Annotated in this window: 15 protein-coding genes; 5 read left to right on the top strand and 10 right to left on the bottom strand. The window is 60.4% G+C overall.

The features are described 5' to 3' along the window. Window positions 1-52 precede the first annotated feature (52 nt). From BGE01nite_RS13110 to BGE01nite_RS13090, 5 genes are all read right to left on the bottom strand, one after another. Window positions 53-964 carry an N-acetylglucosamine-6-phosphate deacetylase gene (locus BGE01nite_RS13110; RefSeq protein WP_146850925.1) on the bottom strand — a complete coding sequence of 304 codons (912 nt, stop codon included), beginning with the start codon at window positions 962-964 and terminating at the stop codon, window positions 53-55. Window positions 965-1030: 66 nt separating this feature from the next. Continuing rightward, window positions 1031-1807: a hypothetical protein gene (locus BGE01nite_RS13105; protein ID WP_146850924.1), complete on the bottom strand. Its 777-nt coding sequence runs from the start codon at window positions 1805-1807 to the stop codon at window positions 1031-1033. Further along, window positions 1788-2600, bottom strand: a complete 813-nt coding sequence (locus BGE01nite_RS13100; protein WP_146850923.1) for a ParA family protein — start codon at window positions 2598-2600, stop codon at window positions 1788-1790. Before BGE01nite_RS13100 ends, BGE01nite_RS13105 begins: the two co-directional genes overlap by 20 nt. Window positions 2601-2695: 95 nt before the next feature. After that, window positions 2696-3820 carry a hypothetical protein gene (locus BGE01nite_RS13095; protein ID WP_146850922.1) on the bottom strand — a complete coding sequence of 375 codons (1125 nt, stop codon included), beginning with the start codon at window positions 3818-3820 and terminating at the stop codon, window positions 2696-2698. A gap of 4 nt (window positions 3821-3824) precedes the next feature. Further along, complete coding sequence (locus BGE01nite_RS13090) at window positions 3825-5507, bottom strand: hypothetical protein (protein WP_146850921.1); 1683 nt, start codon at window positions 5505-5507, stop codon at window positions 3825-3827. 281 nt (window positions 5508-5788) lie between these two features. Here BGE01nite_RS13090 and BGE01nite_RS13085 point away from each other — a divergent pair, with 281 nt between their 5' ends. From BGE01nite_RS13085 to BGE01nite_RS13070, 4 genes are all read left to right on the top strand, one after another. After that, on the top strand, window positions 5789-12274 hold the full coding sequence (locus BGE01nite_RS13085) for a DUF1800 family protein (RefSeq protein WP_146850920.1): 6486 nt from the start codon (window positions 5789-5791) through the stop codon (window positions 12272-12274). Between the two features lie 40 nt (window positions 12275-12314). Further along, window positions 12315-13724, top strand: a complete 1410-nt coding sequence (locus BGE01nite_RS13080; protein ID WP_146850919.1) for a DUF1501 domain-containing protein — start codon at window positions 12315-12317, stop codon at window positions 13722-13724. Between the two features lie 45 nt (window positions 13725-13769). After that, window positions 13770-14339, top strand: a complete 570-nt coding sequence (locus tag BGE01nite_RS13075) for a hypothetical protein (protein ID WP_146850918.1) — start codon at window positions 13770-13772, stop codon at window positions 14337-14339. A gap of 125 nt (window positions 14340-14464) precedes the next feature. Next, the gene (locus BGE01nite_RS13070; RefSeq protein WP_146850917.1) at window positions 14465-15760 is read left to right on the top strand and encodes a DUF1501 domain-containing protein; all 1296 of its coding nucleotides are present in this window, start codon (window positions 14465-14467) and stop codon (window positions 15758-15760) included. A 191-nt stretch (window positions 15761-15951) separates the two neighbouring features. On the opposite strand, the gene BGE01nite_RS13065 is transcribed toward BGE01nite_RS13070, so the two are convergent. The 4 genes from BGE01nite_RS13065 to BGE01nite_RS13055 form a co-directional block, all read right to left on the bottom strand. Further along, the gene (locus tag BGE01nite_RS13065; protein WP_146850916.1) at window positions 15952-16194 is read right to left on the bottom strand and encodes a hypothetical protein; all 243 of its coding nucleotides are present in this window, start codon (window positions 16192-16194) and stop codon (window positions 15952-15954) included. A 52-nt stretch (window positions 16195-16246) separates the two neighbouring features. Then, on the bottom strand, window positions 16247-16420 hold the full coding sequence (locus BGE01nite_RS28985; RefSeq protein ID WP_170266770.1) for a hypothetical protein: 174 nt from the start codon (window positions 16418-16420) through the stop codon (window positions 16247-16249). Between the two features lie 8 nt (window positions 16421-16428). After that, complete coding sequence (locus BGE01nite_RS13060; protein ID WP_170266769.1) at window positions 16429-20394, bottom strand: PVC-type heme-binding CxxCH protein; 3966 nt, start codon at window positions 20392-20394, stop codon at window positions 16429-16431. A gap of 148 nt (window positions 20395-20542) precedes the next feature. Then, the gene (locus BGE01nite_RS13055; RefSeq protein WP_146850914.1) at window positions 20543-22369 is read right to left on the bottom strand and encodes an SMP-30/gluconolactonase/LRE family protein; all 1827 of its coding nucleotides are present in this window, start codon (window positions 22367-22369) and stop codon (window positions 20543-20545) included. 151 nt (window positions 22370-22520) lie between these two features. Between BGE01nite_RS13055 and BGE01nite_RS13050 the strand changes: the two genes are divergently transcribed. Beyond that, on the top strand, window positions 22521-22979 hold the full coding sequence (locus BGE01nite_RS13050) for a c-type cytochrome domain-containing protein (RefSeq protein WP_146850913.1): 459 nt from the start codon (window positions 22521-22523) through the stop codon (window positions 22977-22979). 338 nt (window positions 22980-23317) lie between these two features. On the opposite strand, the gene BGE01nite_RS13045 is transcribed toward BGE01nite_RS13050, so the two are convergent. Then, complete coding sequence (locus BGE01nite_RS13045; RefSeq protein WP_146850912.1) at window positions 23318-25708, bottom strand: exopolysaccharide transport family protein; 2391 nt, start codon at window positions 25706-25708, stop codon at window positions 23318-23320. Window positions 25709-25710: the final 2 nt, after the last annotated feature.

Genomic DNA, 25710 nt, shown 5'->3' with positions numbered 1-25710 from the left:
GTGCTTATCAGTGTCCATTAGTGGTAAAACCGTCTGCTAACCTGTCTCCCACTCACGTCAATCCGACGGCCTTGCGGGGATTCGTGTCGAGCAGCAGCTGCAGCTCAGCCTTGCTCAGACCGAGGTGTTGCTGGCCGTTCGTGAGGATGCGCGGAATGGTGACCGTGCTGCCGACGAAGTGCGAGCCATCCGGGCTGCGTGCCACGAGATCTTCACCGATCACGATGTCCCAGCCTGCGAGCGTGTACTTGCCAGGTCCGAGACGGGAAGCTGAGATGGCGTCGGTGACGAAGATGGTCTTTTCCAGACCGGCCGTGCGGAGGTAATTCACCAGCGCGAAGAACTCGATGTGCACACCATCGGGGATGAAGCAGAGCCAGAGTTTGTCACGCAGGGACAAAGCGCGCTGGATGATGTTGTCATGACGGTGCATCGTCATCGGGCAGCCATTGCCGACATGGGTGAACATGCTCAGGCCATGTTCGGTGGAGGCGCGCAGGACTTCCAGACTCGGATTGCAATGCCCGGCGGAGACGGTGACTCCATTGTTGGCTAGGAACTCCGTGGTGTGAAATTTTTGGTCGAACTCCGGCGCCAGGGTCACGATTTTTGTTAGGCCTCCGGCGGCGTCCAGCAGGCGCTTGGCGTCCTCCAGGGTCGCTGGCTTGACGTGCTGCGGGGGGTGCGCTCCCACGTAGCCCTTCTCGGGGTTGGTAAAGGGGCCTTCGATATGGATGCCGGCGATCACCTTTTGCGCGAGGCTGTCCTGCTCACGCAGTTCCACCAGGCGGCTCATGCGCTCACTCATCGCATCGATACTGTCCGTGATGAAGGTGGCCAGAATGCTGTCACAGCCGTCCTCCACAAGGCATTCACAAGCATGATGGAGCGCTTCGGCGGTGAGGCCGTCGCGGTTGAAATCAGTTCCTGCGTAACCGTTAACCTGAAGATCGAGAGGGGACATAATTCAGGTACGAAAAAAAATCAGAAGCTCTTAGACTCACATGGATTCACAGCCGGTGCTTTTGTGTCATTCGGCTGCTTCCATCGCCGCGATCAGCGCATGACGAAGCTCCGGCAGATGATCGTCAGAAAGCGGCTCCGCGCTGGTGACGGCCAGATGCAGAAGGCCAAGGCGGGTGGGGCAGGGGATGGCGAGCAAATGCCCGCCACTGGCCATGGCCCGGCGCAGCAGCGGCGCATGGTTGAAGGCAAACACCGCGCTCATCCGGGAGGACGCCACCCAGGCCATCACCATGGTCAGCACCAGTTCCTGATGCGAGGAGCTTCCCCAGAGCATGTCACCCTGGTCGTCGATCACGAAGAACTCGCTTTCCCGAAGATTTGGTTCGGCCCAAGCCGCGAAACTTGCGAGCCGCTCCATGGCCGAGCTGCCGCGCGGTTCAAAAGCCTGCCAGGCAGTGCTCTGCGGGATGACTTGAGGAGTATCATCCACTACAGGTGGATGATACTCCTCAGGCTCGTCCTCTTCATCATGGATCTCCTCAGGCGGCAGCGCCACGGGCTGTGGCAGCAGACCCGCACCCATCGCGCGTTCGCGGATGGCCTGCAGGCGCGAACGGAAGTCTTCCAGATCAGGATGGGCTTCCGCCTTGGTCTCCATGACCTCTTCCCTCACAGGCGCTGGCAGCGGAGCTGGCGCAGCAGCGGGTTGGATGACAGCAGGCTCCTCAAAGAGTGTGCCGGCATCGCCAAACTCCTGGTCTGCCTTGGTGGAGGGCACAGGATCTCGCAGACGTCCCAGCAGGGCCGTCATGTCGGTTTCATCAATCCAGGAGACTTGCATGGGAATGGCTGGCTTCGCGATCCTGGACGAGTCCGGTGCGCTGCTCGATCTCAGCGGCGATCTGGTCAAAAATCAGAGCCTCGGGAGGCGGGTTGCGTTTCAAAAGGGCCACGGGCACGCCCATGGCGCTGGCTTCGAGGAAGGAGTTCAGGCGTGGCACGTTCTGCTCGAACATCATGTCCGGCGGCAGCAGGGTGCGCAGTTCATTCACCACCTTCTGGCTGATCTTGCTCTCACCCATGACCATGGTCAGGAGGATGCCCGCCACCTTCACGCCCGCGCCTTCACTGCGGAAACGGGAAAGCGTCTCCAGCATGTGCGGCACGCTGCGCACGGCCAGCGGCTCCGCCTGCTGCGGCAGGATGACGTGGTCACAGGCCTTCACCACGGACTCGGTCATGGCATTCAGACCGGCGGCGGTGTCCATGATCAGGCAGTCGACTCCGCGGAGCTCCGCTGCGCGAAGCAGGTCTGCGAGACGAGTCGGCACATCCTGCGGAGCCCAGCCGCGCCGGGCTGCGGCATCATACTGACCCGCAGGCAGGATCTGCAGTTCCGGAAGCCGCGTGGCGAGCACGAGACGGTTCAGGTCACGCTCCGCTCCGCAGAGGAAATCATAAAACCCCAGCTTCGACCGGGTCGAGCGTGCCAGGGAAAGGCCCACACCGCCTTGCGGGTCGGTGTCGACAAGCAGCGTCGACCACCCGCGCTTGGCGAGGGAATAGGAAAGGTTGATGCAGAGGGTGGTTTTGCCGACTCCTCCTTTTTGACTGGCCGTGGCAATGGCGATCACGAGGTCGAGACTAGGCTGTGATTACCGACTCGCAAGGGTGGGGTGCGATGGAATGACAAATCGAAACCTGAAGCACCGAAAAGCGGCGCGCCTTGTCAGGAATTTGTCTGTCCGGGTGCCTTCGAAATCAGCTCCTGGGCTTGCTTCACCCATTCATCGCGTTTTGCACGGTCTTTGAAGGCCAGAAGCTCGCTGAAAGCCTCCACATCGTCATCGGACCACGCCGCGATCTGTTGAAAGCTGCGCACGCCGAAGACGTGAAGCTGATCCTTGAGCACGGCCTTGATGCCTTTGATCTGCGTCAGGTCATCGTCCTGGGTGATGGTGGCCGCCTGCTCCAGGCTGTGGCGCAGAGCCGTCTGCTGATGCTGGAGATGCGCCACGGCATTTGCGGCCACGCTGACATCTGACTCGGCTCGCGCCAGGCTCTTCTGCGCCAGGCCGAGTCCTGCGGGATCCTTGCCCTTCTCACGCAAAGTCGCCACACGGCGCTGCCACTCCTCCTGCTCCTGCTTCACGGCATTGAGCAATGTTTGTTTGGCGTTGAGATCGGTTTCCAGCCTGGCCAGGGTGGTTTGAGCATCGACAACAGCCTTGCTGCTCTTCTTCGTCTCCTTGGGGGCTTTCGGCTTCGGTTCGGCAGGTGTCTTGCGAGCTCGCTTCGGCTTGGTGACAGGTGCAGGCTCGGATGCCTCGGTCTCTGTTGTTGGAGCGACCGTCGTTTGAACTGGAGCCGTTTCCACCACGACAGGCCGCGCGCGAAGCTCGGTGATCTCTTTCTCAAGGCGCGCCTTGTCTCGCTGCGCCTGGCTGAGTTCTGAGGATAGCTTGGTGACCTCGTTTTGCACGGGCACCAGCTCTGCTTTCGCGGTGGTGGCATCCTCCGCGCGCTGATCCGCATCCCGTTTGGCGATCTTCAGATCGTCATGCACGCGGATGAGCTCGCGCTCGAGATTGCGGCGATGATCGTTGGCTTCCAGCAAATCGGATTCAAGCTTTGTCTGCGTGGCCAGATGCAGATGATCCTTCATGCGTGCGGCGTCCCGGTCCTCCTGGGCCGAGCGTGCGGTGGATGTCTCGGCATCGATGCGTGTGTTCAGCGCCGTTTCCAGCTTCCGCGCATCCTGCGCGCGCCAGCGCCAGCCTAACCAGAAGAATATCACCGCGGCTCCGGTGAGCAGCAGGGTCATTTGGGTGACGAGCCAGAGAAAGCCTTCCATCGGTTCAGTTCGCAGTATTGGGTTTGCTGTTCCCGGTTCGTGATTCAGGCGGCTGGGTGGCCGGGGCCGGTGGGGGGGCAGTCGTCAGGCTCTTCCAGTGGTGGCGCAGGTGATCGAATCCGTCCAGGAAGGTGTCCTCCGCCATCGCTGCTGGAAACTCCTGCGGCAGCAAGCCGCTGGCAGCCACGGCGCCAGGCTCCAGCAGCTTCTCGCTCGCGGGGATGCTTTTCCAGGCCTGCCCCGGCCTGCTGAAGGCGATCACGCCCTGGCTGCCCATCTCAGGCAGATCAGGAAAGCTGCGCAAAGTCTGCTGTAGGTCGCCGCTGGGCTCACAGGTGCCGCGGGCCAGCAGGGACTCCGCCATCACCACGGCCCGGCCAGCATACTTCTGGCGCGCGCTTTCGATGATCTGCGTCCGTGCAGGCTCTTCAGCGAGTTGTCCGGCGAGGATGACTTTGTCAGGGAGCAAGGTGAGCGTGATGAAGCTCGGCTGGAGCCTGACAGGCAGTTTGGGGATGCCTTTGGCGCTGCCTTGCAGCCATTCCACCACCATGCGGCTGTCATCCTGGAGCATCGCGGGTGGCAGGTCTTTGGGCAGCAGGTCCTTCCAGGGCTGCGCTTCTCCCCCGACTTCAAAGTCCACTTTTTTCCAAGCCGCTCCTGGCAGGCCGAGAACGAGTGATTTGCCTGCAAGCCGCAGGTCCTCGTTCGTCTCGGAGGGCAGCAGTGCCTCGCTGATGGGACCAAAGTCCGCCACGGCGCGGCGCTGCGCATTCACGCGCACATCATCCAGCACCCGCCATTCGGGAAAGACATCGATGAGCGCATTCAGCAGCTCGCGCTTGAGTGCCAGTGTGGCCACCTCGCCACGGACGAGCAGACGCTTGTCACGGGCCGCGAGGAAGAGATGCGGCGGCGGCAGCTTGGCCTGGCGCTCCGCCTCGGCTGCTATCGCTCGTTGGTTCGACTGGTAGTTCCGCACGTTTTGCAGGGCAGGCTGGATGGACTTCTCCCAGTCAGAAGGTTCGATCCCCATCGCGATGACTTTTTCTCGCAAGCTTTCGTCCTTCGCATCCAGCACCAAGCGCTGCCAGTCACCGCCGATGCGGGCCAGCTGGATCTGCGCGCTGTCTCCGCTCACATCCGTGCGGGGCAGGGGCAGGCGGGCCAGGGTGGTCGTCTGTGCGGTCAGAGACTCGTCGTAGAGCCCGGGGTTGGGCTTGATGCGATTGTCCAGATACCCGCCCTTCTCACTCCACTTCTGACCGAGCAGGGTGCCCAGATCCCGGGCCTCGTATTCGGTGGCCGCCTCACCCAGCAATTGCCCGCGGGTTCCATTCGCGGCGATCATGAGCCAGCCGGGAGGGTAGGGGACTACTTCGAGGGCATCATGGACCTTTTGGATGGGATTCAGGTCACCCCCCAGCGGACCTTCGGCGCGGACCTTCTCCTTCACTGTGGCCAGAATCTCCGCCCGTTGCGCGTGCTGGCGCACCCGGCCGCTGACGGTCGCCTCCAGGCCAGCCACCCTGACCTCAGGCGCCTGATAGCCGGTGGGCAGATCCCGGGTGGCCGCATGAGCCGCCGCCTCCAGATCTCTCTGCAGCTTCGGCGCGACGACCAGGGCCGCCGCCAGCCAAAAGGCCAGCAGCCAGAGCCCTGCGATCAACCACCGAGTCCGAGTCATGCGAGAAAAGTCCGGTTTTGTAGCAGACCCACCTCGCCACGGGTAGGGGAAAGTGCAGTTCTGTGATCTCATCCTTCATCCCGGCGGGGGCTGCGACGCGGTTTGTGATGATAAATTCCAAAATAGGGTCGGGTCTGACCTTACGACTTTATTACTTATTGTTTATCGATGGCTGACAGTTGTATGTCATTAAGAGAGCCGAAGTTGTGACGAAAAAGGATGACATTATCCTTCTCGTTTTCTAAAAATTATATTACAATTTGCTGCATTTAACTTCCGGCATGAACAAGCCTCTCTCTCTCCTTGGCGGCGTTTTGATGACGCTCGCGACGGCTTCCCAGGCCCAGACCTCTGGCGTACTGCGCGAGGTCTGGACCAATTTGGAGGGCGGCGCGATCGCGGACCTGACCCTTTCGGAGAACTATCCTACCAGTCCCGTGCTGCGCGTGGTGGATGCGAATTTCGTGGCTCCGGTGAACTGGGCGGAGCGCTATGGCGTGCGCATGCGGGCCTTCCTGACTCCGACGACCTCGGGCAACTACACCTTCTGGGTCAGTGGTGATGACGGTTTCGAGCTGTGGCTGAGCACGACCGATTCTCCGGCCAACAAAGTTAAAATTGGTTCGTCTGCAAACGCCACGAATCCCCAGCAGTGGACGAAGTATGCCTCTCAAAAGTCGGCGGAGATCGCCCTCGTGGCCGGACAGCGCTATTATATAGAAGCGCAGGCGAAGGAAGGGTATGGCGGCGACCATCTCGCCGTGGCCTGGGCCACCTCGCCTGCCGGTCCGCCCGTGGTCATCCCTGGGGCAAACCTGACTCCCTTTGAAGTCCCTGCCACCGCGCCAACTGGCATCGTGGTCGAGGCTGGCAAAACCCAGGTCCAATATGCGCCGAACTACACGGTGCAGGCCATGGCGCAGGCGCTGAATGTGGCCGACGGCAATGTGACGCCCTCCGTCAAGTGGACGCAGGTCAGCGGCAAGACGGCCACCATTGCAGCTCCCACGCTGGCCTCCACGCAGATCACGCTCCCCGGCACTGGGACCTATGTGTTCCGCGCGACCGGCACCGTGGGCAGCAACACAGGCTCGGATGATCTGACGGTGACCATCTCACCCCCGCTGGCTGCGGATGCAGGCAAGGCTTTGACAGAATATTGGTTCGGCATTAGCGGCACGGCACTGACCGGCCTGACAAACAGCACGCACTATCCGAAGCACCCCATGGCGCATCGCATGGTGACCTCCCTGACTTCCACGACCTCCATCGCGGATCAGTATGGCGAGCGCGTCCGCGGTCTTCTGCTGGTGCCAGTCACGGGCAGCTATCGCTTCTTCATGGCGGCGAATGAAACGGCTGAGTTCCGCCTGAGCACGAACTCCTCTCCGGCGAACCTGCAACTGCTGACCTCGCTGAACAAGTCCGTGGTCGTGGGAAACTTCTCCGATCAAGCGACGCAAGCCAGCGTGATGGTCAATCTCACCGCCGGCCAGAAGTATGCTTTTGAGATCCTGCACAAGGAAGACTGGGGCACGGATCACTGCACCGTCATGTGGCAGCAGCCGGGTCAGGATTACATGAGCGAGATCAGCACCGAGTTCCTGGCGCCTCCGGCCGATCTTGCTGCTGCCGTGGCCGCCGCACAGGAGTTTAAGCTGACGCAGGACTTCTATCTCTTCGCAGGTCGTGATGCCACGATCTACTGGCCGCGCAACACGCTGAACCTCAGCGCCTATGAGTCGCGTAGAAATTCCGGCAGTGATACTCCGGCACGTCTTTGGACGATGGTCAGCGGTCCTGGCGCGGCGCTCTTCTCCGCTGCAGACAAGGCACAGTCCTTGGTGACCTTTCCCAAAGTGGGCACCTATGTGCTGCGCTATGCGGTGACCACGACGAACAACACCAGCACGGATGACATCACCGTGAAAGTGGTGAATCCGATCAATGCGAACGTGGGCTCTCTGACTCGCCAGATCTGGTGGGACAAGAACTACGCCACACTGGCGCTGGCCAAGGCAGACCCGGCTTTCCCGAACACGCCTGATATCGTCGATACCATCCCGGATCTGCGCCAGAACACGAGCTGGGCGGACAAGTATCTCACACGCGTCACGGGCATCCTGAATGTGCCTGCAGGCGGTGCCGCAGATGTGAACTACGTCTTCTATGTGTCTGGCGATGAAGAGGCCGAGTTCTCCATCAGCACGGACACGAATCCGGCCAATCTGCGCAAGGTTTGCAACACCACCCGCACGACGGGTGTGGAAGAATGGACACGTGATGCCACGCAGACCTCCGCCCCGGTGGCCTTGAAGCCCGGTGGTCGTTACTTCATCGAGCTCGTGCATCGTGAGATCTGGAACAGTGATCACTTCGCCGTGGCCTGGGCCTGCGAGGGCGACAAACTGCCGAAGGTCATCGAGGGCAGCTTCGTGGAGCCGAGCCAGAAGGTGCCAGCCTTTGACAAGGACATGGCCTTCTATGCTGCCGCAGGTCGTGACCGCACCTACTGGTGGCCGCATGACCGCGTGCAGCTCACGGGCAAGGTCATCCAGGTCCGCAGCAGCTCCGCCGCGAACGTGCCTTCCTGGAAGCAGCTCTCAGGCCCGAAGTCCACCCTCCTGACTCCGAATGCCCTAACCAGTGATGCGGTTCTCTCTGCCATCGGCACCTATGTTTTCGAGCTGACGATCACAGAAGGCACGCACATCAGCAAGGACACGGTGACGATCACCGTGAACAAGGCTTTCTCACCGAACACGGGCTCGCTGACGCGCTCCGTGTGGCTGGATGTGGAAGGCGGCACTCTCCCGGACCTGACGACCTATGATCCACAGCTCGCCTATCCGCATTTTGAAGACCTCATCCCCGGCGCCGAGCCTCCGCGCAACTGGGCTGACTACTATGGCCAGCGTTTGAAGGGCTTCCTCACGGTGCCGACTGCCGGGCGCTACACCTTCTGGATCGCCTCTGACCACGCTTCTGACTTCCAGATTGATCTCAAGGACAGCCTCGGTCTGCGCCGCATCGCCTTCCTGGACCATGAAGGCCATCAGCCGCGCATGTATGATGATCATCCGGAGCAAAAATCCGCTGAGGTGGAGCTTCAGGCAAACGTGGCGTATCCCATCCAGATCCTGCACAAAGAGCGTGATGGCAACGATCACGTCTCGCTCGCGATGAGCGGCCTTGCCACCAACGGGCGCGAGCCTGTGTCCCGTGGATTCCTCACACCTGATCATGCCGCGCCGGTCTTCAATCCTGAGATCACCGTGGCGCTGGGCAGCGACCGCACGCTGCTCTGGCCGCAAAGTCAGATCGCCATTGCCGCGCTGGTGTATGATTTGAATCAAGGCCCGCAGGCATTGACCTATAAATGGAGCAGCACCTCGACGAAGGTGAGCTTTGACAATGCCACCAGCCCCGTGGCGATCGCCAAGTTCACGGGTCCCGGTGTCTATGAGATCAAGATGACCACCACGGACGGCGTGAACACGGCCACGGACTCCTTGCTGGTGACCGTGCAGAATCCGCTGGCTCCGAAAGCAGGCGGCCTGCTGCGTGAAGTCTGGACGAATCTCGGCGGCTACTACATCACGGATCTCACCAACGCCACGGCCTATAAAGAGAACAAGCCGAGCTTTCGTGACATCATGCAGAACCTGGAGACGCCCACGAACTGGGGCGACTACTACGGCCAGCGTCTGAGTGGCTTCCTGCAGGTGCCGATCGAGGGTGATTATGTCTTCCTCATCGCCAGTGATGATCAGAGCGAGCTCTGGCTGAACTCCACAGGCGAGGCTACCGCAGGTGCCACTAAAATTTGTTATGCACCTTCGGCCACAGGCCGCTATTACTGGAGTGCGAATGTGAATCAGAAGTCGGCTTCCATTCACCTGGTCCCAGGCAAGCGCTACTACGTCCAGGTGCTGCACAAGGAAGGCAATGGAGATGACTACCTCGGAGTCGCTTACCGCCTTGCCTCGCAGACAGATGCGCAGGCTCAGATCATCCCAGGGGTGCTGCTGAGTCCGCCAGATGGCGTGACAGCGGAGGTCTTCGACGCCGAGATGAGCGTGCGCGCCGGTGATCCTCAAACTGGCTACTGGCCGAAGGCACGCTACACCGTGCACGGTACCGCGATGGACTATATTCCCGGACCGCAGGCGCTGGCTTATCGCTGGACCGTGGTGAGCGGCCCTGCCGGCGCGATCTTTGATGCGCCGACATCCATCACCTCCGGTGTGGAGTTCCCTGCGGCTGGCACTTATCAGATCCAGCTCGCTGCCACCGATGGCAAGAACTCCCGCTCGGCCACCACCAGCGTGACGATCTCCCCGGCACTGGCGGCTGGCACGGGCACCATCCTCGCGGAAGTTTTCAAGAACATCACCGGAAGCTGGGTCACCGACCTAACCAAAAACGCCAAGTTCCCGAACAGTCCTGATGAGCGCTATCAGCTCCGCAGCACGGAGATCCCTTCCAACGTGGGTGACAACTACGGAACTCTGATCCGTGGCTATGTGCATGCCCCGGTGACGGGTGTGTATCGCTTCAATCTGGCTTCCGATGAGTGGAGCGAGGTCTACCTCAGCACCGACCGCACACCTGATAAGAAGGAACTGCTCTGCTTCGTGCCTGCGGCCGTGGACTTCTATGAGTGGCGCAAGTTCCCGGACTACCAGCTCTCACGCCCTGTTTCGCTGACGAAGGGCCAGAGCTACTACATTGAGATTCGTTACAAGGAGAGTGGCTGGCGGGATCACCTTGCGCTCGCCTGGCTCACTCCTGGCAAGACCTCGTTTGAGGTGATCGATGGCGCCTTCCTTTCTCCGTTCCAACTGGCGGACAAAGCGCCTCCGGTGGTCACTCTTACTGGCGGCAATGACGTCACCATCAATGTCGGCGGTGTGTTTACCGATCCAGGCTTCAGCGCGCTGGATGGCATCGATGGTGATGTCTCCGGCTCAGTGCGTGTCGAGGGCACGGTGAATCCCTCCACGCCTGGCACCTACATCCTGCGTTATGTCGTCACGGACAAATCCGGCAACCAGAGTGTGGTTGCCACACGGCGTGTGACCGTGGCGGTGGCTGCGAACACAAACCCAACCTATCCTGCTGATACCAGTGCTGCGCATTCGACCACCGCCTGGACACAGCCTGTCACGATCACGGACATTGAAGCTGCGCGCTTCCTCAAGCAGGCCACCTTTGGTCCGAGTGAAACCGAAATCGCGAAGGTGAAGCAGATGGGCTTCTCGAAGTGGATCGATGAGCAACTGGCCATGCCGGTGAGCAGCCACCTGGATCATGTGGATCGCATGGCTCTCTTTGAAGGCGCGCAGCAGAAGCTGCTGGATCTCTCGAAGATGGCGAACACACTGGGCCTTCCTGGGGCGGTGATGCCCACCACAAGCACGCCGCTCAATACTGAAGACCGTCTCTACAGCTGGTGGACACTGGCGATGACTTCGCCTGATCAGCTTCGTCAACGAGTCGCTCTTGCCTTGAGCGAGATCCTGGTGATTTCCGACAGATCTGGTTCGGCGCTGCGCAACTACCCACGCGGTTGCACGAACTACTATGACTTGCTGGTGAAGTCCGTGGCCCCAGGTCGCAACTACCGTCAGTTGATCGAGGAAATCACGCTGAACCCGATCATGGGCACCTGGCTCACCATGGTGCGCAGCACGAAGACGAAGCCGGATGAAAACTATGCGCGTGAGATCATGCAGCTCTTCAGCATCGGCCTCACGCATCTGAACAAGGACGGCACCTTCAAGCGTGACAGTGCTGGCGACACGATCCCGACCTATGGTCAGGATGAGATCCGCGAGCTGGCCCGCGCCTTCACGGGCTGGACTTATGCGAACTCCCGCAGCTTCACCTGGACGAGCTGGCCGGATGAGATCAACGCCATGATGTCCTTTGAGGAATATCATGACCGCGGCCAGAAAGTGATCGTCGGCGGTGCCACGGTGCCAGCCGGACAGACCGCCATCCAGGACATCCGCCGCTGCATGGACGTGTTCGCCGCGCATCCAAACGTGGGTCCTTTCCTCTCCAAACTGCTCATCCAGCGTCTGGTCTCCAGCAATCCGAGCCCGGCTTATGTCTTCCGTGTCTCCAAGGTGTGGGATGACAATGGCAAAGGTGTGCGCGGTGATCTGTGCGCGGTTGTGAAAGCCATCCTGCTGGACACGGAAGCGCGCACCATCGGTGCCACTCCGGCCTCCGGCAAGATGAGCGAGCCGATGATACGTCTGGCCCGTGTGATGCGCGCCTTTGGCAAGGCACCGAGCAGCAACCCGCCGCAGCTGGGCCGCTACTTCATGTGGAATGCCATCGATGAGATCGGCCAGTGGCCCATGCAGGCACCCACGGTGTTTAACTTCTTCCATCCCGACTACTCGCCGCCCGGCCCCGTGCTGGATGCGGGCTTTGTCTCGCCGGAGTTTGAGATCACCACTGAGCTCACCGTCACGGACACCGCGAACTACTTCTTTGAAGGTGTGAGCAACGGCTTCTACACCAATGCCAGCAGCCGTATCACGCTGGACCTCGCTCCGCTCACCAGCCTCTGGAGCACTCCAGAGGCGCTGATGACGAAGATCGAGACCCTCTTCCTCGGCCGGCCGATGTCCGCCAGCCTGCGCGCTTCGTTGCTCAGCATCCACACAACTTATCCCACGAACTCGAGCACGGGTATCCGGGTCATGCTCCAGCTTCTCACTGCATCGCCTGAGTTTGCGATGGAGAGATAATCCTTTTGTTCATTCGTGGTTAGACCTTTTCTTGATTCTCATGAACGCCCCTGAAATGCCCACTCTGCTCACCCGCCGGAATTTCCTGGGCGGCAGTGCCTGCTCGGCGATGTCCACGACCTGCCTGCTGAACACCATCCTCACGCTGCGCCATATGAATGCGCAGGCGGCGGATGTGCTGGCACCCGGCACGCCTTACAAGGCCATCGTCTGCGTGTTCCTTTACGGCGGCAATGATGCCAACAACGAGGTGATGCCACGTGAAAGCAGCGCGCATGCGAAGTATGCGGCGGCGCGCTCCGTGCTGACCATTCCGCAGAACCAGATCCTGGCGCTGAACACACTGAACGACAATGGCCTCCAGCTCGGCATCCATCCGCGCATGACGGGCATTCGTGATCTCTACAATGTCGGCAAGGCCGCGCTGATCACCAATGTGGGCACGCTCATCGCTCCGGCGACGATGAACGACTACCGCAACCGTACCCCAGCGATTCCGGAGAACCTTTTCTCCCATAGCGACCAGCAGATGCAGTGGCAGACCTCCGCCAGCACGATGAACGCGGCTTACAACCAGACGGGTTGGGGCGCGCGCATGGCGGAAGCTTTGGTCGGCACGCAGCAGCGTACCTCGGTGTCCATGCTCGTCTCGCTGAACGGCAACAACTTCTTCCAGGTCGGCAAGACCATGCTGCCCTTCCGTCCAGGTCCGGGAGGCACGCCTGTGTTCCGTCTGGGGCAGGGGAGCAGCTCGCAGGATGTGACGCGCTACACGGCCTTCCGCAATGTGCTGAATGCCGAGTATGCGAACCTCATGGAGGATGCCTTCGCGGATCTCTCCAACAAGTCCATCATCGAGGCTGACACCATCAATGCGGCGCTGGCGGGCACTTCCAATTTCCCCACGATCCCGAACTCGGGCCTGGGCGAGCAATTGCGTACGGTGGCGAAGATGATCCAGGCCCAGGGGCCTCTCGGCATCACGCGCCAGATCTTCTTTGTGGCCACCGGCGGCTTTGATACCCACGGCCCGCAGCTTGACGATCATGCGAACCTGCTCGGCGGAGTCAGTGCTGCCATGAAAGGCTTCCAGGACGGTCTTGAAACCATCGGCATGGGCAATTCCGTGACGAGCTTCACCGCCAGCGATTTCAACCGCACCTATGACTCCAACGGCCGTGGTTCTGACCATGGCTGGGGCTCTCACCATATCGTTATGGGCGGCGACTTGGTCGGCCAGAAGGTCTACGGCTCCTTCCCAGATCCTGACATCAATCTTGCTGGCCATCCGCTGAACACCGGTCGTGGCAACTGGATCCCTACCACAAGTGTGGATCAATACGCCGCCACCATGGCGAAGTGGTTTGGCCTCAGTGACTCCCAGATCCGCGATGTGTTCCCGAACATCATCAACTTCGATGCGGACCTCGGCTTCATGAAGCCTGCATGATGTGATGTGCTCCGCGCAGTTTCCTGTGCGGATGCTTTCCCCGGCATGAAGCGCTTCCTCCGTCCCATCCTTTTCGGCCTCGCCCTGCTGCTGGCAGTGCTCTTTGGCCTCATCATGGGCAAGGGCGGCGGCATCAGCGGTCTGTGGGCCGATATTCAAAGTTTGTTCGGCAAGCAGAGCTACAAGCTCGATCCCTCCGATCCGGTGCTGAAGGCCGGATTGCCCGAGCCTGATCCGCTCGCCGGTTTGCCCGACGGCCCGCTGAACGAGCTTCTGAAACCCGACCTCACCCCCGAGCAGCAGACCCAGGTCGTGGGCCAGATGCTGATCGACTACTGGACCAGCGTGCGCAGCCTGCCTGATGGCGGCACCTGGGAGGAGATCCGCGAGCAGCTCGCCGGCAAGAACCGCAAGGAGCTCGCCCTCGTGCCCAAAGAGCACCCAGCCCTCGCCACGAATACCTTCCGCCCGAAGCCTGATGCCCCCGGCATTCACCTGCATGTCATTTCCAGCAGCGGCTGCGCCTTCCAGCTCATCTACGAGGGCCCGGACAAGCTCCCTTACACCGATGACGACCTCATCCGCAATTTCCCGCCGGATCTGGAGTTCAAATGAGCCACGGAGCGGCGATGGCTTCAATCGGCCTCGCCTATGTAAAATCCGGCTGAGAGGCAGAGTGGTTAAGATTTGTGAAAACTGGCCCCAAACCGTTCGTTAACAGCGCCGACCACACACCCCCCATGGCCCTTTCTCACGATCTCTCACGCCGCGTCTTTGTCACCAAGGCTGCGCAGTCCTTCCTCGGCGTCACCGCCCTGAGCCAGCTCGGCGGCGGCAAGGCCTTGGCCATCCCGGGTGAGAACACCAGCCCGCTGAAGCAGGTGCCCACGGCACGTAATGTGATCTACCTCTACATGACCGGCGGCATGAGCCATCTGGACACCTGGGATCCAAAGCCGGACAACGCCGAGGTCATGGGCCTCACGAAGACCATCAACACCAATGTCGATGGCATCCGCCTCAGCGAAAACCTCCCTCTCATGGCCCGTCAGGCGAACAAGATCGCCATCGTTCGCGGCATGACCTCCACCCAGGGCGCGCATGAGCAGGGCCAGTACTATCAGCACACCAGCTACACCCAGCGCAGCAGCATCAAGCACCCCTCCATGGGCGCCTGGCTTGAGAAATTCCAGGGCCGTGGCAATCCCACACTCCCCGGCAGCGTCATGATCGGCAATGACAGCCGCCATCCAGGCGCAGGCTTCTTTGAGGCCAAGTTCGCCCCGCTCATGATCAACGATCCGGAGAGCGGCATCGCCAACGTGCGCCCGAATGCCTGGTTTACCGAGGACCGCATGATGAACCGCCTGCAGGTCGCGAAGGGCCTGGATGCCAAGTTTGCCGAGACCTACAACGTCAAGAACGTGCGCGCCTACAGTGACATGTATGACGACGCCATCAAGATGATGAAGAGCGAGGAACTCAAGGCCTTCGATCTCGATGCCGAGGATAACAAACTGCGTGACAAGTATGGCCGCGACCGCTTCGGCCAGGGCTGCCTCCTCGCACGCCGCCTCGTCGAGCACGGTGTCCGCTTCGTCGAAGTCACCTTCGGCAGCTGGGACACCCACAACGCCAACTTCACCCGCGTGCCTGAGCTCACCGATGAGCTCGATGCTGCCCTCAGCACCCTGCTTCAGGACCTCGACTCCCGCGGCATGCTGAATGAGACGATGGTGGTGCTTGCCACCGAGTTCGGCCGCACGCCGGAGATCAATCAGAACGACGGACGCGATCACCATCCCGCCGGCTTCAGCTGCGTCCTCGCCGGTGGCGGCATCCGCGGCGGCCAGGTCTACGGCGCCACGGATGAAATGGGTCACAAGGTGGCTGAGAACGCCGTCAACGTCCCTGATCTCAACGCTACGGTGGGTTACGCGCTCGGCCTCCCGCTTGATGCGGTCCTCTACTCCCCCTCGAAGCGCCCCTTCACCGTCACCGACAAAGGCAAGCCCGTCACAGCCCTCTTCGGTTGATCCAATCAAGAGAAACTCGATCTGCAAAAGAGGAGCACATCAGTGCTCCTCTTTTTGTTAGGCGTCGAAGTCGCGAAGCGTCCCGGAGTGCGGTGGCAGAGACGCACGGGCCACCGTGCGTCGTCGACACCGCTAGCGCGCACGCGCCACCTTCGCATCAGCCAAGATTTTCTACGTCACGCCTATCCTTATCATTCACTCTGCAAAGAGTCTCTCAACTCGTTGTAAGCATTCAAAACATCCAGCCTGGGAGATCCAGATGCTTCCTCAGCTTTCACAGCACGCTCCAAAGCCTCTCGCACCGCCTGCAACTCATCGCGCGTCGCCCCATGCAAGAAACCCATGATAGACTCCAGCGCACCGCAATCATCATCTCCTGGGGCAAGATTGATATAGGCGACTGCATAGACCAAAGCGTCAGCGAGGTTATTCATCGGAAGGAGTAGTTTGGCCAATCAAGCGCGTTCGTAGAGAAAGCAAACTGCCTCACCCCGGCCTCAACAACACCAACGCAAACACCACCAGCATCAATCCCAGGATCAAAAACCCAAAAGTGAAGGGATTGAAAGCCATCAGCTCGCCGCCCGGAAAGAGGCCAACCGCGAGGCTGAGCATGGCCATGGCGAGGCACAACATTCCGGTGATGCGGCGAAAAAGCATGACGAGCGTCACTTCGTCACACTCAGCGTCCCCCACATGATCAGTGCATGGCCGGGGAAGGTGCAGACAAACTCATACTCACCGGGCTGCCCAGGAGCCTTGAGCTTCAGCGTCTCCCTCTGACCAGGCTCGAGCAGCTTCGTCGCGGCGATGATCTCCTTCTCGAAGGCTGCAGGCATGAAGGCGCGGCCCTGTTTGTCCAGCTTGTCCGGCGTCATGGTCATGGCGGCATTGCCAATCTCAAGATGCTTGCCCGGTGGCACGATCACAAAGTTGTGCGGCATGCCGTCGTCGTTCTCAAAGATCACCTCGAAGTTCTTGCCAGCCTTCACCTCGATCTTCGTGGCATCAAAACGAAGCTGCTCGTGCACCGTGTGCACCACAAAGACATCCACACTCACGGCGCGGATCTGATCCAGCACCGCCTTGCCAGCATCACCCTGCAGCGCGGCCATCTCCTTCGCTGCGGCGATGACTTCCACATACTCCGGCTGGCTGCGATCCGCAGGCTTCACAGTCTGCGCATAGGCCAGCACGCTGTCAGTCACAGGCTTGGCCAAGGACGCATCCCAGCTGGCTTTCGGGAACTTCACCAGCGCTTTCGCGGCCGTGTTGCGCTCCTTGCCGTCGATGAGGTGCTGCGCCACCAGCTTGAAGTTCGTGGCGGCATTCTCAGGCCCCGTCAGAGGCAGCGCGGTCAGCACGGCACGGAGACGGCCTCCATTCAGTTTGCCATCAGAAAGCAGGGCGCTGAGATGTGGCTGGAACTTCGCACGCAGCGCGGCTTCGCTGGCGGGCAGGTTGGCGATGGATTCCACCAGGTAGTTGAGCTGGCCGCCATCGCTGGCGTTTTCCTTCCAGATCTCATCTGGACCGCGAGCCGCGTAGACGAGCGCTGCAAAAGCCGCGCGCTTCACCTGCACGGTCTTCGCCTCCTTCGCGAGAGCTTTCAAGGTTAGGCCATGGCGCGTGATGATGCCCGGCTTGTCCGTGAGGAACATCTTGCCGATCTCATCCGCCGTGCTGCCACTGCCTTCCCTGGCATCCAGCAGCTTCAGGATGTTGAGGATCTCGACGGGGCGGTCATTGCCCTTCAGCTTCACCAGCGCATCCATGGCGCTCAGGCGCACATCGGCCCTCAGCTTTGGCCGGGTGAGCTTCTCGATCAGCACCGGCTCGATGTCAGGCAGGCCGTTCAGGTCGCCGTCAGTGCTCTTGGAAATGAACTCCGCCAGAGCCGCAGGATCCTGAGGCAGCACCTTGCTCTTGATCACAGACTGCAGACCCTTGCGAGCCTCGGAGAAGACATGGTCGATGTAGTAGTCGCTTGGGTGCTTCAGCACATCATAGGAGATCTCCAGAGCCTGCTGCGCCTTGTCCGTCGGCTGGTAAAAGCTCAGCGCGCGCACGGCATGCATGCGCACACGCATGTCGTCATCATTCACGGAGCTCTTCAGCAGAGTGAGTGCGTCCGGCACATTGTCACGCCAGTAGCAGAGCACGCGCGTGGCAGCGGCACGGGCACGTGGTTCAGGGGACTTCAGCACCTGCTTCAGCAGATCCTCATCCACCACATCCACCCACTGGTGCACCCACAAGGCTTCCAGGAGATGATGCTCATACTCCTTGTCATTCTTGTCGAGGTTCGCGGCCCACTTCTTGGTGGCAGCGGCCACTTCCTTGCGGTCATGCTTGGCCAGTTCCACCTTGGCAAGCTGGCGGGTGATGTCCTCCCACTCCTTCAGCAGCTCCAGAAGATTGGCGATGCTCTCTCCCGCGATCTTCTTCGGCTTCAGCAGCTCGCGGCCCTCATAGGTCAGCTTGTAAATGCGGCCGTGCTTGTGGTCACGGTTCGGGTCACGCAGGTGGTGCTGCATGTGGCCGATCGTGGCGTTCGACCAGTCGCAGAAATACATCGCGCCATCCAGGCCCACGCTGATGCAGGATGGTCGGAAAGTTGGATAGACCGCAGGATCAGCCTTCACCATTTCGTTGCTCACTTCACCCTTCATGCCAGCGCCATCCTGGCTGAGCGGCACACGCCAGATGCCCTGGAAGCTGATGACGTTCGTGTTGAGGAAATTGTTCTGCCAGTCGTCAGGAAAATGACGGCTGCTGATGATCATGTTCCCCGGGCTCGGGCGCGCAGGGCGCACCCAGAATTCCTTCATCTTCGCGCTGCCACCACCTTCGATCGGCAGGTAGCTGGAGGAGGCCTCCGCAAACGTGTTCACATTGCCCGTTGCATCGGTGAAGTAGGCATTGCCCCAGCGATCCCAGATCTTGCCATGCGGGTTCACGCAGGCATCCGTGGTGAAGCGCTCCAGCTTCTGGCGGTTCAGATCATAGCGATAGATCGCGCCATTCGTGTTGCGCACGGCTCCATAGAGCGTCTCGACCTGCGAGCGATGGAACACACCATCGCTTGGGTAGATCGCACCGCCATTGTCATAGCTCAGGTAGCACGTCTCATGGTGTGAATCAGCCGCGCATAGACCGGTGAGGATGCGCTCGCGCTTGTCACCTTTGCCATCGCCGTCAGTGTCAGCGATGTACACCAAGCTTGGGCTCTGCATCACGATCACGCCATCCTTGTAAATCTGGAAGCCCGTGGGGCAGTTCAGATCATCGGCAAACTCCGTCATCTTGTCAGCCACACCATCGTTGTTCGTGTCTTCAAAGATCAGCAGGCTGTCGCCCTTCTTGCTGGTCGGCGTGCGCTCAGGGTAGTTCAGCCAGGCGCTGACCCACAGGCGGCCCTTCGTGTCCCACTGCATCGCCACCGGGTTCACCAGCTCGGGGAACATCTTCTCATCGGCAAACAGAGTGAGCTTCAGCCCCTTTTCGACCTGGATGTCCTTCATCGATGCCTTCGCATCTGGAATCGCGATCAAACCATCTTCGGTGAAGGTCATGCCGGTCATCGGCACTTTGTTAAACTCCTTGCCCGACTTCGGGTCTGGCATGTTCGAACCCACGGGATCCACCGCCGGCAGGTTGTCGTCCTTCACTTCCAGATCACCACCTTTGGCGATCGCCTGCACGCGCAGGTCGCGGTTCGCGGTCTTCACATCACGCTGAGTCATCTCCTGCTTCATCGTCTGGTAGTTGGAGACATACGGCTTCTCAGGGTTCTTCTCGTTCTGCTTGAAGCCGCCGATGTTCGCCGCATAAGCCAGCCCGCTGCGGCCGCCATACACATTGTAGCCGTCCACCGTGCGGTAGCGCTGATGCCACTCCCAGTTCTTGCTCAGGATGGCTTGGCGGAGCTTGTCGCTCACCTCCGGCGCATCCTTGCCCGTCAGTGCCTTGAAGGCTGCCGCCGCGATGGCTTTGTCACCCGGCGAATTTTGCATCAAGCCGTTCAGCGTCAGCGGTTCCTTGGCTGCCTCATAGGCCTTCAGCGTCGGTTCATACAGGTTCACCAAGGTCACGCCCGCGGCCGTGGCCACCTCGTTCATGGCGGCGGTGTAGTTCTGGATGTTCGTGTTCTTGTCAGTGACAGGCGGCAGGCTCGGGTTCTCCAGCTTCTCCAGCGCGATCGGCGAAAACAGCACGATGCGGGGATTGCCCTTGCCACTGTAGTTCTGCTTCTTCGTGTCCTCGATGAACTGCGCCAGGTTCTTCTTGAAGGTCTCGATGCCTTCATAGCCCTTGAAGGACTCGTTGTAGCCGTAAAAGGCAAAGATCACATCCGCCTTCACCTTCGCCAGCCACTCGTTGCGGCTGCCGAAGTCATCCACGCGATGCCAGGTCTGCACCTCATCACCCGCAAAGGCCAGGTTGCGGAAAGTCAGGTCTTTCTCCGGGTTCGCTGCCACGATCATTCCCTCCAGCCATCCATAGTGCTGGGAGCGGTCGGCCACACCGTTGCCGAGGATGGCAATCGAATCGCCAGTTTTGAGTTCGAGCTGCGCGGAGGCCGGAGCGGCAAGCGCCAGGGCAGCGAGGAAGGAGACGAGGCTGGGTTTCATGAATTCAGGTCGGGGGGCGGAGATTACGGGCGGAGCCACGCAACCTTTCGGGAAGAGCATCCCGCCCCAGGGCAGGGAACCGGACAGGAAAAGTGAAAATGCAGACGCATTTGCCAAAAATGCGCTGCTGGCTGGAATTTCGACCACCTCACAGCTTCGGTGCCGGCGGCTTGATCGGCGCCTGCTGCCCGCTCACCACCCCCTTGGCCTTCGTGGCACGCTTGTAGATCGTGTCTCCACACGCAATGAACAACTCGCTGAGATCCTTGCCACCGAAGCAAACGTCCAGAGCAGCTTTGGGTGTGGGGATGATGAAGTTCACACGACCCGCTTGGTCGAGCACTTGGATGCCAAGCGAAGTCGCCACGTAGAGCCAGCCGTTGGTATCTACGCAGAGCCCACCTTTCTCGGTGCGTCCATTCCAGTCTTCGTCTAAGAGATGATATATCTGTCCATTGGAAGGCTTACCGCTGGCATCAAGTCTGAACGACCACAGGTGGTTGGAAGCAGAATCCACCGCATACAACTGCGTCTGATCTGGAGAGAGAGTCAGTGCTGCAGGTGCTCCACCGTAGGGGAGTGGACGACCGGCTGAAGCAAACATGCTATCCCTGGGTTGACCTGCCTTGATCAGCTCCACTCCCAACGGTGAGTCGTTATAGGTCTGCCGAAGTGTGCTTGTGACATAGACACGTTGATTTTGGCCGATGCAGAAACTCTCTCCGCGGAGGTCGGTGTGATAAACTTGGATATGGCTCTTGTCGGCCCGGCTGAAGGTGCCGAGTTTTGGCAGGTAGTCTTCTGGGCCAGAAAGGAGCACATGGCATTGGTTATCGTTGCCGATGGCAATGTCATAAACAAACTGACCTTTGGGGGGGACCACTGCATGGTCGATCAAGGGACCATCAAGTGGAAGAACTTTGATTTCGTGGCCAAACAAAATATAAACCTCACCAGACATGCTCGTCGCGAGCGCGGTGGTTTGCGGCAGGGGATTCGAGTTGCCAAGGACGTTTGGAAGTTTTTTTGGCGGAAAGGAAGCAATATTTTTCCACTCCCCATCCCCCACCACCTCATACCCCTTCCACTTCGAATCACCTCGGGGATTCGCCTTCACCTCCATCGTCGTCTGCCAGTCGCGCCAGAGCCAGCGCAGCACCTCGGGAAAAATCTGTGAAGCATGCTTTTGGTTATGCCCGCCTTCACCCCAGGCATGGTTCACATCATAACCCGCCCAGGTCAGGCTGCGCTCCATCATCTGGTTCGCCATCCACCAGTCACCGCAGTAGAGGTTGTTATCCCCCGTGCCGCTTTGCAGAAACACGCGCAGCGGCTTCGGCTCAAACTTGCGCACCAGTACCGGCAGCTGGTCCGCCCCATGAATGCCCACATAGGTCCCCACACCGGTAAACACCCGGCGAAAACGGTCCGGCCGATGCCACGCCACCATGAAGGCACAGATGCCGCCGCTGCTGTTCCCAGAGATCGCGGACTGATTCGGATCTGTGCTCAGCTTAAGGCCATGCTTCGACTCAATCGCAGGCAGAAACTCATCGATCAAAAACTCCGAATACGTCGGCGTGATGCTGTCATACTCATAGCTGCGGTTGTAGCGGGGCAGGGCATTCTCATTCGCCGCAGGCACCACCCCCGGCTTGATGAAGATCCCCACCAGCGGCGGCATGTCCTTCCTGGCGATCAGATTATCAAAGACAACCGGCGCCTGATAAATCACCCCGTCCTGAAACACCATGAAGGCGGCGGGCTTCGTCTTGTCATGCCCCGCAGGCAAATAGATCTGATACTCCCGCTCCGTCCCCGGAAACACACTGCCATCCCGCGCCTTGTAGCTGTCCTTGAGCATCGTGCCCTTCGGCACACCCGCCTGCGGTTGCGAGTCAGCCGTCAGAGGAAACTCCGGCTCGGCAGCAATGGCGATGCTGAGCAGGAAGAGAGGCAGTAGGAGCAATCGCATGGCGAAAGTAGTTGGGCAGACGAATGAAGGCAGACGAATGAAAATAGATCAATCATTCTTCCATTCGGTTGCCCCGATGCGTTTGCCAGATCCCGCTGATTTTCCCCTACGTCTGTCACAAAGGGCACTCCCCCGGCTAATGCACTGAATCATGCCCCCGGTCCGCGCCCTCCTTTGCCTCTCCCTGCTCGCCACACTTGGCGCGTGCAAATCAGGTCCCACCCCGGAGAAGCCCAAGGTCGCCATCGCGGACACGGAGTACTTCCTGCGCTACATCAAGCCCATCTTCGCCATGCGTTGCGTGTCCTGCCATGAGGGTGCGTATCCTCCCGCAGGTCTTTCGCTCGTCCAGCGCAGCGGCCTGTATGCGCCGAAGAAGCGTAACAAAGCCTACGTCGTCCCTGGCGATCCCTCCGCCAGCCTTCTCCTCACCGCCCTCGAACCCGGCGGCAGCCATCCCCGCACCACCCCGCTCGTCGCCGGCGGCCTGAGCGACTACGAAATGGGTGCCCTCTACGAATGGATCGAAGACGGTGCCCACTGGCCCGACAATCCGGATGGCTTCATCTACCCGCTGTCCCTCATCCACCGCACCGAGCCGCTGGAGTAAGGTTCCAGTATGGAAGGTCTCGCGAGCCGGAGGCTCGCTGGCCTGTAGCCGTCGGTGAAGGGAGCGAAGCGACCGAGAACCGCCGGAAGAGAACCCCGTGCATCGAGTTCAGACAGGCGTCCCGGAGGGATGCCGGAAGCCCGCATCAAATCCTATTCGCCACCCAAGAGATGGCGCTTCTTTCCAGCGTCTCTCTGAGGCGCGAGCCAGATCTAGGCTGGCTCTTCTCATGTCCGGTGGTTCTCATTCGCTAACGCTCATTTCACCACTGGCTGCCGGCCATCGAGCCTCCGGTTCGCCCAACCAAAATTGCCGAATTCACCCCGCTCGCGCTCACTTCACACTCCCTGCACAATCAGCCCTCGGAACGCGCTGCTGCTCATCATCGGCTGCAGCAGGTTCAGCGTCGCCTTGAGCTTCGCGGGATTCGCGATCACGGGATTGTTCACCAACAGCACATCAGTGGCCAGCGGTGCCAGCGGCGCCACATCGGCGAAATTTCTCAGCACCGGTCCGGCATCCAGAATGATCCAGTCCACGTGATGACGGGCGCGGTCAATCCACGCGCGATACCCGTCCAGCAGTTCATTCGTCGCATAGGCAGGCAGGTCATGCGCCGGCAGCAGGAAGAGATGCGTGTTCCCATAACGCAGAGATTCCAGATCATGCGCCCAGGAACTGTGATTGTTCGAGTGCGGGAACCACTCGTGCAGCGTCGGTGACACCGCGTTGCACTCCATCATGAACACACTGCGGCCCTGATGACAGAAAGCCGCCGCGAGCGCCGCGGCCGCCGCCGTCTTGCCCTCGCCAGACTCAGCGCTCGTCATGAGAATGATGCCACCCAGACCGCTGCGCTTCAGCGCCTGCATCTCCAGCGTGGTCGTGATCTGGCTCAGCGCACCAGCCGCACCCACGGGCTCCGGCTTCAAAAGCTGGCCTAACATAAATTCAGGATTGGCACTGCCAATGGCGGGCAGCCGGGCGATCACAGGCGCGCTGCCCAGCCCTGGAATGGTGAGCGGAGCCACAGGCGGCATCACCGGGGGCGATGCCAGAAGCCGCGAGGTGGGCGAACGCTGGATCACCGGCGGCATGGGCTGGCCCACGGGAACGTGCGGCACATCATTGGCAGAAGGAATGTTGGCGGAGGGAGATCCGCCCTGGCGCATGATCTTCAGCACATGCTGGTCCAGCAGACCCCAGCCGACGGGGAAGCCGATGGAGATGATGCCAAAGAGCATCAGGCTCGCGATCGCCGCCACCGGCTTGTTCGGCTTCACCGGCTTCTCAGGCACACCAGAGGTGTCCGCCAGGCTCAGAGCGCTGCTGTCCGTGAAGCCGCCGGTGATCTTGGCATTGCTCAGGCTGTTGACGATCTTTTGGTAGGTCAGCTTGTCAGCGTTCACCTGCTCCAAAAGCAGATTGTACTCCACCTTCTTGCCGCTTTGATCCACCGCCATGCCGCGTGCGGAATCCAGCATCTTCTCGTAGTCCTTGATCTGCGCTTCCAGCGTCACGACCTCGGTTTCAGCACGCGTCACCACGGCATCGATCGCCTTGCCCATGCTTCGCTTCAGGGCATCGATCTCGTCACTGAGCGCCAGCATCTGCGGATGACGCCGTCCGCACAGCGGCTCCAGCGCGCGCTTGGCCGTGGTCTTCTCATCCAGTTTCTGCCGCTGGAAGGCCACGTCCACGTTTTCACCTACGATGCGCACTTCCTGCAGGTCGCGTCCCGCCTGCTGCGTGGTGCGGATGCTCTGGAGGTCACTGCGCGCTTTGATCAATTTTTGTTCGGCATCCGTGATGGCTGTGTTGAACTGCGTCATGCGCGCCCGGTCCACACCATTGCTGCCCGTGGAGTCCACGAAGTTCGCGCTCTTGCTGTATTCGGCGAGCTGGCGCTCGCTTGTCTCGAACTTCTTGCGCAGTTCAGCGGCCTGCTTTTCCAGGTAGGCTTGATCCTTCACCGTCAGGCCGGACTCCTGGATCCCGTAAAAGCGGATGTAGCTTTCCGCGAAAGAGTTCGCGATCTCGGCGGCCATCGCGGGATCACCATCACGCACAATAATGCGCAGGATGTGGGAATCCTTCAGCGGCTCCACCATCACGGCGGCCAGCAGTTGATCCACAAAGTAGCCCTTCATCTCCGGCTTCTCACCGGGCGTGTAGAGCCCGAAGAGCTTGAGGATCTCAGCTTTCCGCCCAGGATTCGCCAGCAGTCGTGCGCACCAGGCATCACGTTTGGCGGGGTCAATGTGATCGTAGAGGAACTCTGAGAAGCGGTGTGACTTCATCTCGGTGAGATGATTGTTCACCAGCTGCGGTGCGCTGAGCTCACCGGGTCCATGACTCACCGAGTCCGGCAGGTTCAGCACATTGTTCTCGCCGATGCGGAGCCTGAGCTTGGCCTCCGCCTCATAGACCTTTGCCCCCATGCCGAGGTAGTAAAAGACACCCGCCGCCAGCGGCAGGGCCAGGAGCATGCCGTAGATCCCGAAGCGCCTCAGGTAGCCCAAAAGATCGCTGATGCTGATCAGCGCCTCGCTGAACTGCGGCGCTGGCGTGGACAGAAACGGGCTGTGATCCACATTCGGCAGCTGGATCGGCAGGCCCAGGGTATTGGGGCCATGGCTCGGCGCATGCGGCACCAGCGCGCGTGATCCCTGTCCACCCGGCAGAAGCGGGGAGGAGGAGTTGGGATCGAGCACGAGGCGGTAGGCCATGG

The organism is Prosthecobacter gellanilyticus (assembly GCF_007992435.1).
Classification (GTDB): Bacteria; Verrucomicrobiota; Verrucomicrobiia; order Verrucomicrobiales; family Verrucomicrobiaceae; genus Prosthecobacter; species Prosthecobacter gellanilyticus.
This window is presented reverse-complemented; position numbering and strand designations above follow the sequence as displayed.